This is a genomic window from Acidimicrobiia bacterium, from assembly GCA_040902765.1.
Classification (GTDB): Bacteria; Actinomycetota; Acidimicrobiia; order Spongiisociales; family UBA11373; genus DATKBG01.
In genome coordinates this window covers 26,698-38,691 of sequence record JBBDWO010000031.1, presented here as the reverse complement: position 1 = coordinate 38,691, position 11,994 = coordinate 26,698, and the positions used below count along the sequence as shown (strand labels likewise).

Here is an 11,994-nt window from a genome sequence, read left to right as displayed (position 1 = left end):
TCAATAGGGGATAATGGACTTATGAGAATCGGAGAACTTGCCCGCCGTACCGGTGTGCCCACCAAGACCATCCGCTACTACGAATCGATCGGCGTCCTGCCCGAGCCGGACCGGGAGGCCAATGACTACCGCAACTTCCCGGAGGAGACGGTGGATCGGCTCGCCTTCATTCGGGACGCCCAAGCCACGGGGCTGACACTCACCGAGATTTCTTCCGTCCTCGACCTCCGCAGCCAGGGTGAGGCCACCTGCCACCACGTCATCGATCTGCTCGATCGGCACTTGGCAGCGCTCGACCAGCACATCCGCAGTCTGGGTGCCACACGTGAGAAGCTGGCCAAGCTCACCCAACAGGCCCGGAGCCTCGACCCCACCCAGTGCCGCAACCCCAACCGATGTCAGACCATCACCCAGGGAACGAACGTCAACTCGGATCGCGGCCTGCGCCACCTGCATACCGCTCCCTCTGGCCACCACCACTAACCCACCGCCGGGGTGACGGTCGGCGGCCCTGTGGTGTGTTCAGGGTCTGCCAACCATCCGGTCCATCTGAGCCTGATACTGCTCCTGAGCGCGGATCATGTCGGGATCCGACCACATCGGGTCTGCTGCGATCATGCCGTTCATCAACGGAGAAACCGCGGTCCGCATCTGCCCAGCATCCGCATGTCGCTCTCCAGCATCTCAGATGCCCCGAGGTCGGTCACAACCGCCGTTCGTGGCGAGGGTAGAACCGAAGCCTGGGGCGGGGTGTCCGCGACGATCGCCACTGTCACCATTGTGGCGATGAGTACCCAGGCGGCTCCGATGATCTTGAAGATCGCCATGCTGGCCTCCTTGCTGCCACTACGAACGTAGACCTTCCATGCGACTGGAATGTCAAGCGGTGGAATCTGGCCCCGGCCAGACTCAAGCGGATGCGGTCAATGACCGTGCGGGTCGGTCGTCGTTGTCACTCCGAACTCGTCCGCAGCATTGGCCCCTCCGGTGAGCCATGGCCCCAGGAGGAGGGAGGACAGCGTGTAGGCGACGGCGAATATGACCACGGCGACGGCGGGTGCCACCCAGGTACGAAACCGACGGTAGAGGCGGATGAGCATCGGGGTCGCTGCCAGCAGCCCGAGAAGGAAGAAGAGGATCCGACCGGTGGCTCCGGCGAGAAGCGCGGCGCCGGCCAGTGGGCCGACGTGATGGAGCACGTGGGGAGCCACACCGGTCACCGCACCCCATGCCACGGAAACACCGTGACGAAGCACATTGATCAGTCGGAGCTTGCCGGGAGAAAGAGTGGAGCTCACGACCCGAGTGCGGCGTCCAGCTCGGCGAGCAGGGCATCTGCCGGTACGAACATCTCGGCGTAGTGGCGCACCCACCCAATGGTCCCGTCTCGGCGGACCAGGGAGAAACTATGGCTGGGCCGGTCGGCGTGGCCGTAGATCCCGACCATTCCGTAATCCCGGGACACTTGGGCGCCGTCGTCGATGAGGATCGGGGTTTCGATGCCGAAACGGGCCGCCTCGGCGGCGACCAGCGGGGCGGGATCGACCATGATGGACAGCAGGTTCAGCCCGCGTTCGGCGAGGGCGGTTTCGATCTCCGGGATCTGGGCGAAACAGCCATCGCAGCCCACACCCATAGAGAAGTAGAGGAGGGTGTCCCCTTCGGCGAGGATCTCGTTCAACGCGACGGTGTTGCCGTCGGTGGTGGGAAGCTCGAACTGGATCGCCTCCTTCGGGCCAGTGTCATTCGTCTCGGAGACGGTGGCGACCGCCACCAGGATGGCCAGGGCCGAGGGGATGGCGATGAACCCGATCCAACGCCATAGCGAGGTCTTTGGTACCGGAGGACGCTTAGCCGACCGGGGTGGCGTCTTGGCGGTGTTCATGGCAACTCCGTTCTTCGTGTTCTTGTGGCTCTCGACTTCGATTGCGCGGTCTGGCGGATATCCATATGGCGCCGGCGGCGACGAGAATGAGCAGCAGGCCGATGACCGCGTCGGGAATCCATGACAACCCGTTGAGGATGGGCGTCAGGAGACCTTCGATCCGGGTTCCAAGGGAGGCGAGGACCGCCGGTGACAGCGAGGACCCGGTGACCGCGACTACTGCAAGTACTACCCCCATGACCAGGAACATGACCGATGCCACCAACCCTGCGGTCGTAGTCGACACCCTGAATGGACCGACTAGGAACGAGACCTGTCTGCTCCCGAAGGTGGCGCGCTCGGGGCCCAGCCGATCCCAGAGCAGCGTCATGATCACCAGGGGGAAGACCATGCCGAATACGTAGGCCAGGCTGATGCCGACAGCGGATAGCAGACCGGGTGACACCGCCGACAGGGTCAGCACCCCGGCCAGAACCGGGGCACAGCAGGCGCTGGCCGCGCCCGAAAACACTCCGAGGGCGTAAACCCCGGCGGAGTCGGTCCGGGAGATGTCAGGTGAACTGCGCAGGAAGGGCAGCGACCAGGTTCCGCCCCCCAGGGAGATCACGGCGAGACCGAATAGGAGGAGTGCCCCGACGCCATAGACCACAGTGTGGAAGCGGAGGAGGCTCTCGGTGAGCAGGCTCAACCCCAGGGTCACCGGGAGCATCACTGTGGCTACTCCGGCGGCAAAAACGAACGCCAATGGAACCAGTCGCCAGCGGTGATTCCGCACCGACGCCGCCAGAAAAGAGGGGAACATGACCACGATGCAGCAGGGAGCGAAGAGCGCCACTGATCCGGCTATGAAGGCTGCCAGCAGCGAACCGCCCAGGAACAGTCCCTCCATCTCAGTCGGCCCGCGCGCTTGTCATAACGCTCACTAGGTGTGCTTCTAGTTTTCGACGGGAGATCCGCCCGTAGCCGAAGAACTCGCCGTCGACCAAGACGATCGGCGGAAAGGGGACCCGGTGACGGACCAGGAGCGATCGACCCCGTTCCGAGGTCAGAGGGACCGTCTCTATCTGCAGTGGACTGCTCTCAGCCAACTCGTCCAGCAACCTGAGGGCGTCGTCGCAGAAGTGACAGCTAGGGCTGATGACCACCAACACACCGATTGGCGGTCGCATCTCAATAACCCGCCGCAGCCACTGATGGAAATTCCCCGCTGTGCTGACGGTGGTGATCAGCTGTCGAACCGGAAGTCGCGCCGAATGCCGCCGCCAGCAACTCATCTACAACGTCGTGGACGCGCTCCTCGGCGGCCGCCTCCGGAACGCATCCCCGCAGATGCGCCTCCAGAATGTCACGGCGGACGCGATCCAAAACACCCTGCACCGCGAACAGCTGATGGAGGACATCGACGCAGTAACGGTCGTCCTCCACCATATGCATCACCCCGTCGAGATGGTCACGAGCGGAGCGAAGTCTGAACCCCACAGCCTTCGTAGCCGCTCTCAACGGCGGCTCTCGAGAACCTGGTGGCGCTCCTCGTAGTCCTCCCGGTCGATCTCCCCCCGGACGAGCCGTTCATCGAGTAGTCGAAGCGGGGTGACCGCATCCTGCTGCCCTGCCGTCGCCGTTGAGCGGACCGCCCAGACGATCAGGTAGGCAACCAGCGCCCAGAAGGCGACCATCATCAGCCACGCCCCGGGACCCATACCGTGCCAATACCGCATGTGATTCACCTCCACGCCCAGTCAACCCCACCCCGGGAGGGGTCGGTAGGGCCGAAGGGCCTCTTCGTACCCAGGTCAACGTGACCCGCATGAGGCAGGGAGGCCACGACTATGGCTTCGCGCCCTCCTGTTCGGTGATCTGGCTTTGATATGCCTTCTCCTGGGGTCCCCAGCTGCGTTTGATGAACTCGAGGATCGCTTCGATGTCCTCGTCGGTGAGACGGTCTCCGAAGGCGGGCATCCGCGACTTGGGGAAGTCGGAGCCGTCGCGGATGATCTCGATCAGCACGTGGTCTGAGTGGTGCCAGGTGTGCCCAGAGGAGTCCTGGGGCGGGGCTGGATAGGAGCCGTCTTCGCTAGGGCTCTTCCAGTCTGGCGCTCCGGCCAGGTCGGCTCCATGACATGACGCGCAGTTGGCTTGATACAGCTGACCCCCGCGTTGGACGACCTCCCCTGACACTGTCTCGGTATCAGAGGCGCATCCAATGATGCTGGTGGCGGCGAGAACCGCCGCCACCACCATGAGCCTGTTCATCCCTCGACGGTGATCCGGCCGGTCATTCCCGCGGCATAGTGGCCAGGTTGGTGACAGCCGATGAGGACGGTGCCCCCTACGCCGAAGGTCCAGGTGAGTTCGACCGTCTCGCCTGCGGGGATCGTGGCCACATTCGGCTCATCGTGGGCCATTCCTGCCATCTCAGACATCTCGGCTTCGTGTCGGTCTTGTGTGGCCTGGTCACCGAGCGTGAAGTCATGGTCCACAGCTCCGTCGTTGGTGAGCCGGAAGGTGACGGTCTCGCCGGGCGCAACGGTTATGTCCGCCGGCTCGAACCTCAGATCATCGCTTGTCCGGATCTCGATCACTCGGTCGGCGTCGGCCGCGTTGGCGGGCGAGCCGAACGCGAACTCAGACCCGGTCGGCTCCGGAGTGGTGGTATCGCCGGTCTCCTGTCCGCATGCTGCGACGGTCAGGGCGAGGGCGAGTATCAGGGTTGGGGCGGCGGCCCGCGTCAGAAGTCTCGTCATTTTGGTTTCCTCTCAAGTGGTTGGTGGTGTGCGAACGATGAGCGGGTCGGCTCAAAGTCTGAGCACACACAACCTGTAGCGGAGTGGAGGCCCGGACGTTATCAGGGGCTGCGTGCGAGTGAACTGTCGGGGCCGATAGACGAGATTGGCGACAATTTCCGCGCATTGCAGTCGCCTGATCGACGCCAGTCCGAGGGTGGCGACCGCGGCCACGAAGACACAGGCCCGATCGCTCCATGATCGCCGAGGTGTGGGCGCGACCTGCGGATGCGTCTGCACGAGCACACCCATCTCCGGCCCTTGCCGACCGCCGGCTACGAACTGCTCCTTACGGATCGCGATGTGTTCCACCACGGCCAGAACATACCAAGGTGACACGGGGCGCGCGCGTGGAGTCGTCAGCGGCCCGGTGTCAAACCTGCGTCAAACGAACGAGATGGAAGAGCTTCCACGCACCGTGAACTCACAGGCATCGAAACTCTCTGAACCCGCATGAATGCGGGCCTACCCGAAATCCGCACCACCCACCTGAACACCGCCTCCGGGCTCATAACCCGAAGGTCGCGGGTTCAAATCCCGCCCCCGCTACCACCGGAAAACCCTTGCATCGCAAGGGTTTTCCGCTGAGCGGGCTCTCCCCTCAACCCGGCTTCTTAGGCCTCCATCGCACGTCCATCGCACACGCCGATCACGGAACGGCCCGCCGGAGGGCTGAGTCGACTCCTCCATTCGATCCTCGCTCAGTCGTGTTTGGACGAGATTTCTCGCCGAGATCCCCACGCGCCTGCCGGCTGCCAGATCTCGTCGAACGACTCGCCACGGGCGATCGACGCGGCGGGAGGGAGCAGGAAGGTGCGCACGCGCTCGATGACCGCTGGCAGCGCGGGCGCCTGGAGGTCGCTCCTGGTGAGAAACGCCGCCCATTGCTGCTGCTTGGAGGCGTCGTCATGGAACTCGGCTGTCAGGGCGACCGGTGGGTCCAACGGCACCGGTGTGTCACGCTGTCGGAAGGTGGCCTCCATGGCTTGCCTGAGCGGTGGACCGTCGAAGCGCATCCGCTCGGCGAGGAGCCACAGGTCGTAGAAGTCCTTCATTCGGGTGTTGGCCATCCCGAGGGCCACGAGGGCCTGGAACTTCTCGGCGACCACCGGCTCGGGCGGATAGGCGCGCAGCCGGGGAGCCGCTAGGGCGAGCAGGGTTGGGTACTCGACGGTCCGAGGTTCGGGGCTGACCACGTCGCCGAAGGCCACGTCGACCTGGAGGGGGATGCGGGCACCGGCCAGACTGGCCCGAAGCCGAACCCGCACCCCTGCGTACTCCTGTCCCTCTCGGATCTCCTCTCCGCGAATGGAGCCTTCGTCGAACTCGAGGCCGTCGGGCTCGACCTCGGTACGTACGATCTGGGCCACCGATCTCTCCACGGAGACGACGGCGTCATCGCCGAAACCGAGGAGGTCGAGATCACGGGTGGGCCGCCGTGGTACCTCGACCCAGGTGGAGAACAACATGGCGCCCTTGAGGACGAAACGGTCGGCGATAAGGGAGCGGCTCAGCCGGTAGAGGAACCGCTCCACCGCGTAGTGGATAAGCACCAGCTCGAAGTCCTCGCCCCTTTCCCGGGCCAGGTTGAGCAGCCGCTGGCGGATCGAGGCCGCCAGGTCCTTCGGCTCCTTTCTGTTCACCCGAGGCCCTCCAGGTAGGGACGGATCACCCCGGAGACCCGGCACACCTTCGCGTACCGCCACAGCTCGTCGGTGCCGGCGGGATAGGCCCGCCGGTAGTCCCGCAGCGCCTCCAGGGCTACGTCGAGGCCGACCTTGCTGCGGAACTTGAAGCAGTCGGCCACGGTCTTAGCCGGTCCGTACACGCGGACGGTGACTCCCTCGATCTGGTGGGTCTCGACACCACTGTCAAAGGCGGCACCCGACATACGCACGATCCGCAGCGGTGGTCCGTCGGATCGGGGGGGCCAAGCCTTGTGGTGGACGGCCATCCACACCTCGAAGGGATTCTGCGTGGTGAGCTCGTGGAAGCGGAGGGACGAGAGCAGGCATACCACCCCATGAGGGACCTGCTTGGAGGCCTCAACCAGCGAACGGTGCTCGCTCACCTCGGCGTCCGGGAGGGTGTAGAGGCCCCTGCCTACCCGCTCAAGCAGACCCTGACGTACCAGCCGGGTCAGATAGATGCGGGGAATCCCATGCGCGGCGAGATCGCGGGGGCGAACCACGCCCGTCGCTCGCGCCAGCTCGAGTACTTGTTCCGACCTAGTCATCCCACTGCTCAGTTCCTATACCTCGGCAATTCTAGAGGAAATGCCGAGGATTCGTAACACGGCTAACCTTGGCGGTCCGCCGGTCAGTCGTCGGCCTCGCGGGTCTTGTCAGTCTTCGAGAACAACTCGTAGTAGGTGTAGGTGCTGTCCGAGACCGGATCCTCGACCAGGGTGATACCGAGGAAGGATGTCGGCGCTCGTTTAACCTCGTCGTAGTCGAGGACCGCGTCGTTCAAGTAACCAGCTAGGGCCTCAGCGTGTGCTCGAAGGGAAGCCGTCACCTCACCATCCCCCGGGTATCTCCATCGTACGGTCCGGCCACAGCTGCTCTCACCCTTCGATCTTCCGGATGTCCGCCGGGCGAGCTGGCTCGGCGGCCCGGTAGACCTCGTCGAGAGCGTCGGTAAGGGCAGCTTCGAGACTCGGAAACAGGTGCCCGTAGGTGCCAAGGGTGACCTGGATGGTGCTGTGGCCGAGCCGCTCCATGCGGATTTCTCCTGGCCGGCCGTACCCTCTCAATCGGGCCTCATAACCCGAAGGTCGCGGGTTCAAATCCCGCCCCCGCTACCAACGAACGAACGAGTAGGGCCCTGGTCAGAGGGATTTCTGACCGGGGCCTCTCGCGTCTGGGGCCAGGCTCCATCGAGCTTCCATCCTCGCGGCGGCAGGACGGTGCCGGGTATAGTCTCCCGTGCGACCGGAGGTGGTCCCCCAACAGGAGGAATGCGCCATGTTGAGAAGGCTGCTCGCCCTGACCGCATCGCTTGCCATGATCTTGGCTGCCTGCGGGGACGACGAAGGGACGCCGTCGAACGGCGAAGGAGAGTGTGGCCCGGGGCACCCGGCGCTGTTCGAGGCCGGCAAGCTGACCGTCGCCACCGGCGACCCCGTGTTCCCGCCATGGATGCTCGACGACAACCCCGCCGGTGGTGAGGGATTCGAGAACTCCGTCGTCTATGCAGTGGCCGACGAGCTCGGCTTCGACGCCGGGGACGTGGTCTGGGTTCGCACCAGCTGGGAGGGGGCCATCGCTCCCGGGGCGAAGGACTATGACTTCAACATCCAGCAGTACTCGATCACCGAGGACCGTCGTGAGGTGGTCGACTTCTCGACTCCTTACTACAGCGAGGAGAAGGTCCTGGTCACCTTCCCCGACAGCCCCGGGGCCGACGCCCAGAGCCTGGCCGACATCCAGGGCCTCCGGTACGGGGCGATGATCGGCACCACCGACCTCGCCTACATCGAAGACGTGATCGGGGCCACCGATGTCGCCGTCTTCGACGAGCTCTCCGATGTGTTCCTGGCGATGGAAGGCAGACAGATCGAGGCCACCGTGGTCGGGCTACCCACCGCCCTGTTCGCCACCGCAGTCCAGGTCCCCGACGCCATGATCGCTGGGATACTCCCGAACTCCGGGGGCGGGGAAGGGCTTGGGATGCTCTTCGAGAAGGGCAGCGGGTTCGTGACCTGCGTCGATCAAGCCCTCGCGGCGTTGGACGCCCGCGGCGAGCTGGCCGCCCTCGCCACCCGATGGCTGACCAGCGGTGAGGGCGAGATCCCAAGACTGAGCGAGTGACCCACGTCGGGCACGTCGTGCCCGATCCACCACCACATCCACCACCGCCGCCGGCGCACCAGCGGGTGAGCGCCCGGGAACGCTGGACGCCGGTGCTGGTGAGCATCATCAGCACTGGGATCGTCTTCGGTCTCGCCGCCTGGTGGATCACATCGTCCCAGTACTGGCCGGCGTTCCGAAACTCCTTCTTCTCGTGGGACCACATCCAGGCGTCGTTCCCCCAGGTCCTGCGGGGGTTCTGGATCAACATGCGGGTGTGGGTGGTGAGCGGGGTGATCATCGTGGTGGTCTCACTGGTGGTCGCGGTACTCCGATCCCTGACCGGACCGGTATTCGCCCCCTTCCGAGTGGCGGCCATCATCTACGTCGACCTCCTCCGAGGTCTTCCCGCCCTGCTGATGGTGCTGCTACTCGGCCTCGGGGTGCCCGCCCTGCAGCTCCCCGGTCTTCCCCGCAGCAACCTGTTCTGGGGCTCGGTGGCCTTGGTCGCCTCCTACAGCGCCTACACCGCCGAGGTATACCGCTCGGGGATGGAGGCGGTGCACGATTCGCAGCGGGCCGCGGCCAAGGCACTGGGGCTCTCCCAATGGGAAACCCTCCGCTTCGCCATCCTCCCCCAGGCGGTGCGCAACGTCACACCCGCCCTGCTCAACCTGGCGGTGGCGCTGCAGAAGGATGTCGCCCTGCTCAGCATCATCGGGGTCCGTGAAGCCGTGCGCGAAGCACGGATCTACACCGCCCAGACCTTCAACTTCTCCAGCCTGACCGGGGCGGCCATCCTCTTTCTCCTCGCCAGCGTGCCCATGGCCCGGTTCGCCGACTGGTACACCAGTCGTGACCAGAAGCGCCGTCTCCAGAGGACGATCTGATGAGACGAATCGAGGTCGAGGATCTGACCAAGTACTACGGGGAGAAGCTGGTCCTGCACGGGATCGACCTCGGGGTCGACGAGCACGAGGTGGTGGCGCTCATCGGGCCCTCTGGTTCGGGCAAGTCGACCCTGCTGCGCTGCATCAACCGTCTCGTCTCCTTCGACTACGGCCGCGTCCTCCTCGACGGGGTCTCCATCAACGACGAAAACCTGAAGGGGACCGTGATCCCGAGACGGATCGGGATCGTCTTCCAGTCCTACAACCTGTTCCCCCACATGACGGTGCTCGACAACGTGACCCTGGCACCGCGTCGGGTCCACGACTTACGCAGGGACGAGGCCGAGGACCGGGCCCGCCGGCTGCTCGACCGTCTCGGGATGGGCGAGTTCGCCGAGTCCTACCCGGAGAAGCTCTCCGCGGGCCAACAACAGCGGGCGGCCATCGTCCGGGCGATGGTCACCGACCCTGACGTCCTCCTCCTCGACGAGATCACCGCTGCCCTCGACCCCGAGCTGGTGGGTGGGGTGCTCTCGGTCATCCGCGACCTCAAGGCCGGTGGCATGACCATGCTCATCGTCACCCATGAGATGGGGTTCGCCAAGGAGGTGGCCGACCGGGTCTACTTCCTCGACCAGGCCCGGGTGCTCGAGTCAGGGCCGCCGTCTCAGGTGTTCGGCGATCCCACCCACCCCAGAACCCGTCAGTTCCTCCAGAGGATCATCGAGGCCGGCCGGCTCTGAACTCATGCACGAGCGCGCCAATCGCCTGCTCGCCGAAGCCGACCGCCGCCGCCGGCCGCTACCCTCGGTGGCGACGGGTCGAGCATCCGGCGCCCATGGGCGCTTCGAGGTGGTGTGTGCACACGACAACCCGGCGGATAGGCCCCGTCTTCGCGAGTACCGCCTTGCGCCCGGTCTTCTTGCTGGTCGCTCGGGCGGATCAGCGGACATGGTTCAAGCCGATCATGCGTTCCGCGGCGCCTAAGTGCGGTGAAAGATCGTCCTCATGTCTGCCGTGGGTGTCACGGACGCCGGTGAGTATTCTCAACAGCCTTTGTAGCCGCTCCTCAACGGCGGCTCTCGAGAACCTGGCGGCGCTCCTCGTAGTCCTCCCGGTCGATCTCCCCCCGGGCGAACCGTTCATCGAGTAGTCGAAGCGGAGTGTCCGCGTCCTGCTGCCCAAGCGTCGCCTTTGAGCGGACCACCCAGACGATTAGGTAGACAACCACCGCCCAGAAGGCGACCATCATCAGCCACCCCCAGGGACCCATACCGTGCCAATACCACATGTGATTCACCTCACCGCCCAGTCAACCCCACCCCGGGAGGGGTAGGTAGGGCCGAAAGGCCCCTTCGATCCAGGTCACGAGTAACTCGCGCGAGGCGTGGGAGGCGGAGAACTTTGTACTCAAGCGATCGGGCTGCTCGTGCCGGCGCATCCAACCTCGAAGATCAAAAGTCCTACCTGGCTTAGGATCCCTCAGTCACCTCGCTCTTGTGCGCCGCGAAGGCACCCAGAACCTCCTCCTTCTCCTGCTGGGGCACGCCGACGAAGTCGAGGGTGCGCTCGAGCTCGGCCGCTACCTCATCGAATTCCTCAGGAGAGATGCGTAACTCGCGATGTGCTTCTTCCAAGCCGAGAGGCGTCAACCCTGGGTTCGTGCCTGCATATTAGAAAGGTCCGCCCGCGACGTTGCAAACCCACAGAGTTCGCATGAACTTCAAGCCCGGCAGCCGGCCCAGCTGGTTGGTGTGCCACTCCCGTAGGGCGGGGTTCTTTGAGGCCTGGCCAACAATGGGATTCTTGACGATCTCATCGCTGAAGTGGTCGATCACCGCGGCGATAGCAAAAACGCCGCCCAGCCTTTCGTAAAGGGTCTTCTCTGCTGCCATGGGTGCTCCTTTCGTTTGGGTCAGCGCGTCGCCCGCGGCGACCTCCTGGACCCGTCGCCTCTCACCTGACGAGAAGGAAGATGATGATGATCAGAATCACGGTGCCAAGTCCTATGTACATGGGTTACTCCTCATTCGGGGGCAAGGAGTTGTATACCCGGGTCGCTCCATCTCGAAACCTTGGAGCTTCGGTACATCTCGTGCACGTGACCGGCCCCCACGGAAATAGCCTTCGACCCTGTGAACCCCATCGAGGATCCCCCGCGCCCGGCCCCTTGCCGCACGCTACGAGAGAAGCGAGGTGGAAGCCCGAGATCATCGGCCAGAGCTCCTGCACCGCAGAGGCGCGCTCGGCTCGTCGGGGCATCTAGCCGATATACGGTCTGAGGGGCTGGCGCACGGCCAGACAGTGAGAGTCGAGGTCGACCTCTGGGGCGGCGTCACGCCGACTCGTCGGGCGGGTCTATCGGAGGTCGGCCCGCCTGCGCTTGGCGACGACGATCGTCCCGCCTCCCGCAACCAGCAGCGCCAGGCCACCGATGAGGACCGGCAACACCTGTCCTGCTCCGGTGTCGGGGATGTCGTAGCCGACCACCGTCGTGGTCGTAGTGCCACCGACCACCGTCGTGGTCGTAGTGCCACCGACCACCGTCGTGGTCGTGGTGCCGCCACCCAAGGTCAGATCGCAGCCGGGCACGAAGATGTCGTTGTCGTCCAGGGTCACCGCCCCCGTTTGGGCGAGCGCCCGGC

20 protein-coding genes are annotated in these 11,994 nt (G+C 64.8%); 4 read left to right on the top strand and 16 right to left on the bottom strand.

What is annotated here, in order from left to right:
- Positions 1–21: 21 nt before the first annotated feature.
- Positions 22–483 carry a heavy metal-responsive transcriptional regulator gene (locus WEA29_09740; GenBank protein MEX2324036.1) on the top strand — a complete coding sequence of 154 codons (462 nt, stop codon included), beginning with the start codon at positions 22–24 and terminating at the stop codon, positions 481–483.
- Positions 484–626: 143 nt separating this feature from the next.
- Here the strand turns inward: WEA29_09740 and WEA29_09735 are convergent, their stop codons facing one another.
- The 12 genes from WEA29_09735 to WEA29_09680 form a co-directional block, all read right to left on the bottom strand.
- Entirely contained in the window at positions 627–827 is a 201-nt protein-coding gene (locus WEA29_09735) for a hypothetical protein (GenBank protein ID MEX2324035.1), read from the bottom strand.
- Positions 828–923: 96 nt separating this feature from the next.
- The gene (locus tag WEA29_09730) at positions 924–1,298 is read right to left on the bottom strand and encodes a hypothetical protein (GenBank protein MEX2324034.1); all 375 of its coding nucleotides are present in this window, start codon (positions 1,296–1,298) and stop codon (positions 924–926) included.
- A complete protein-coding gene (locus WEA29_09725; GenBank protein MEX2324033.1) occupies positions 1,295–1,885 on the bottom strand; it encodes a redoxin domain-containing protein in 591 nt (196 codons plus the stop codon). The genes WEA29_09730 and WEA29_09725 overlap by 4 nt, the downstream gene beginning before the upstream one ends.
- Positions 1,851–2,774, bottom strand: coding sequence for a cytochrome c biogenesis protein CcdA (locus tag WEA29_09720; protein MEX2324032.1), 924 nt, complete (start codon positions 2,772–2,774; stop codon positions 1,851–1,853). Before WEA29_09720 ends, WEA29_09725 begins: the two co-directional genes overlap by 35 nt.
- A gap of 281 nt (positions 2,775–3,055) precedes the next feature.
- A complete protein-coding gene (locus WEA29_09715; protein MEX2324031.1) occupies positions 3,056–3,364 on the bottom strand; it encodes a metal-sensing transcriptional repressor in 309 nt (102 codons plus the stop codon).
- A 17-nt stretch (positions 3,365–3,381) separates the two neighbouring features.
- Positions 3,382–3,603: an SHOCT domain-containing protein gene (locus tag WEA29_09710; protein MEX2324030.1), complete on the bottom strand. Its 222-nt coding sequence runs from the start codon at positions 3,601–3,603 to the stop codon at positions 3,382–3,384.
- Between the two features lie 109 nt (positions 3,604–3,712).
- Positions 3,713–4,138, bottom strand: a complete 426-nt coding sequence (locus tag WEA29_09705; GenBank protein MEX2324029.1) for a cytochrome c — start codon at positions 4,136–4,138, stop codon at positions 3,713–3,715.
- Complete coding sequence (locus WEA29_09700) at positions 4,135–4,629, bottom strand: plastocyanin/azurin family copper-binding protein (GenBank protein MEX2324028.1); 495 nt, start codon at positions 4,627–4,629, stop codon at positions 4,135–4,137. The genes WEA29_09705 and WEA29_09700 overlap by 4 nt, the downstream gene beginning before the upstream one ends.
- A 740-nt stretch (positions 4,630–5,369) precedes the next feature.
- Entirely contained in the window at positions 5,370–6,311 is a 942-nt protein-coding gene (locus WEA29_09695; protein ID MEX2324027.1) for a nucleotidyl transferase AbiEii/AbiGii toxin family protein, read from the bottom strand.
- Entirely contained in the window at positions 6,308–6,904 is a 597-nt protein-coding gene (locus tag WEA29_09690; GenBank protein MEX2324026.1) for a type IV toxin-antitoxin system AbiEi family antitoxin domain-containing protein, read from the bottom strand. The genes WEA29_09695 and WEA29_09690 overlap by 4 nt, the downstream gene beginning before the upstream one ends.
- An 83-nt stretch (positions 6,905–6,987) precedes the next feature.
- The gene (locus WEA29_09685; GenBank protein MEX2324025.1) at positions 6,988–7,140 is read right to left on the bottom strand and encodes a hypothetical protein; all 153 of its coding nucleotides are present in this window, start codon (positions 7,138–7,140) and stop codon (positions 6,988–6,990) included.
- Positions 7,141–7,234: 94 nt separating this feature from the next.
- Positions 7,235–7,390: a hypothetical protein gene (locus WEA29_09680; GenBank protein MEX2324024.1), complete on the bottom strand. Its 156-nt coding sequence runs from the start codon at positions 7,388–7,390 to the stop codon at positions 7,235–7,237.
- A gap of 244 nt (positions 7,391–7,634) precedes the next feature.
- Between WEA29_09680 and WEA29_09675 the strand changes: the two genes are divergently transcribed.
- From WEA29_09675 to WEA29_09665, 3 genes are read left to right on the top strand one after another with little or no spacing between them, the layout of a single operon-like run.
- Positions 7,635–8,480 carry an ABC transporter substrate-binding protein gene (locus tag WEA29_09675; protein ID MEX2324023.1) on the top strand — a complete coding sequence of 282 codons (846 nt, stop codon included), beginning with the start codon at positions 7,635–7,637 and terminating at the stop codon, positions 8,478–8,480.
- Positions 8,477–9,349, top strand: a complete 873-nt coding sequence (locus WEA29_09670) for an ABC transporter permease subunit (protein MEX2324022.1) — start codon at positions 8,477–8,479, stop codon at positions 9,347–9,349. The genes WEA29_09675 and WEA29_09670 overlap by 4 nt, the downstream gene beginning before the upstream one ends.
- A complete protein-coding gene (locus WEA29_09665; protein ID MEX2324021.1) occupies positions 9,349–10,092 on the top strand; it encodes an amino acid ABC transporter ATP-binding protein in 744 nt (247 codons plus the stop codon). Before WEA29_09670 ends, WEA29_09665 begins: the two co-directional genes overlap by 1 nt.
- Positions 10,093–10,418: 326 nt before the next feature.
- Here WEA29_09665 and WEA29_09660 read toward each other — a convergent pair whose 3' ends face one another.
- From WEA29_09660 to WEA29_09645, 4 genes are all read right to left on the bottom strand, one after another.
- Entirely contained in the window at positions 10,419–10,640 is a 222-nt protein-coding gene (locus WEA29_09660; protein ID MEX2324020.1) for an SHOCT domain-containing protein, read from the bottom strand.
- A 181-nt stretch (positions 10,641–10,821) separates the two neighbouring features.
- Positions 10,822–10,986: a hypothetical protein gene (locus tag WEA29_09655; protein MEX2324019.1), complete on the bottom strand. Its 165-nt coding sequence runs from the start codon at positions 10,984–10,986 to the stop codon at positions 10,822–10,824.
- A gap of 36 nt (positions 10,987–11,022) precedes the next feature.
- Positions 11,023–11,244 (bottom strand): hypothetical protein, encoded by a 222-nt coding sequence (locus tag WEA29_09650; GenBank protein ID MEX2324018.1) that lies wholly within the window; start codon positions 11,242–11,244, stop codon positions 11,023–11,025.
- A gap of 463 nt (positions 11,245–11,707) precedes the next feature.
- Positions 11,708–11,994 (bottom strand): LPXTG cell wall anchor domain-containing protein (locus tag WEA29_09645; GenBank protein ID MEX2324017.1); only part of this gene is annotated, 287 nt, incomplete at its 5' end.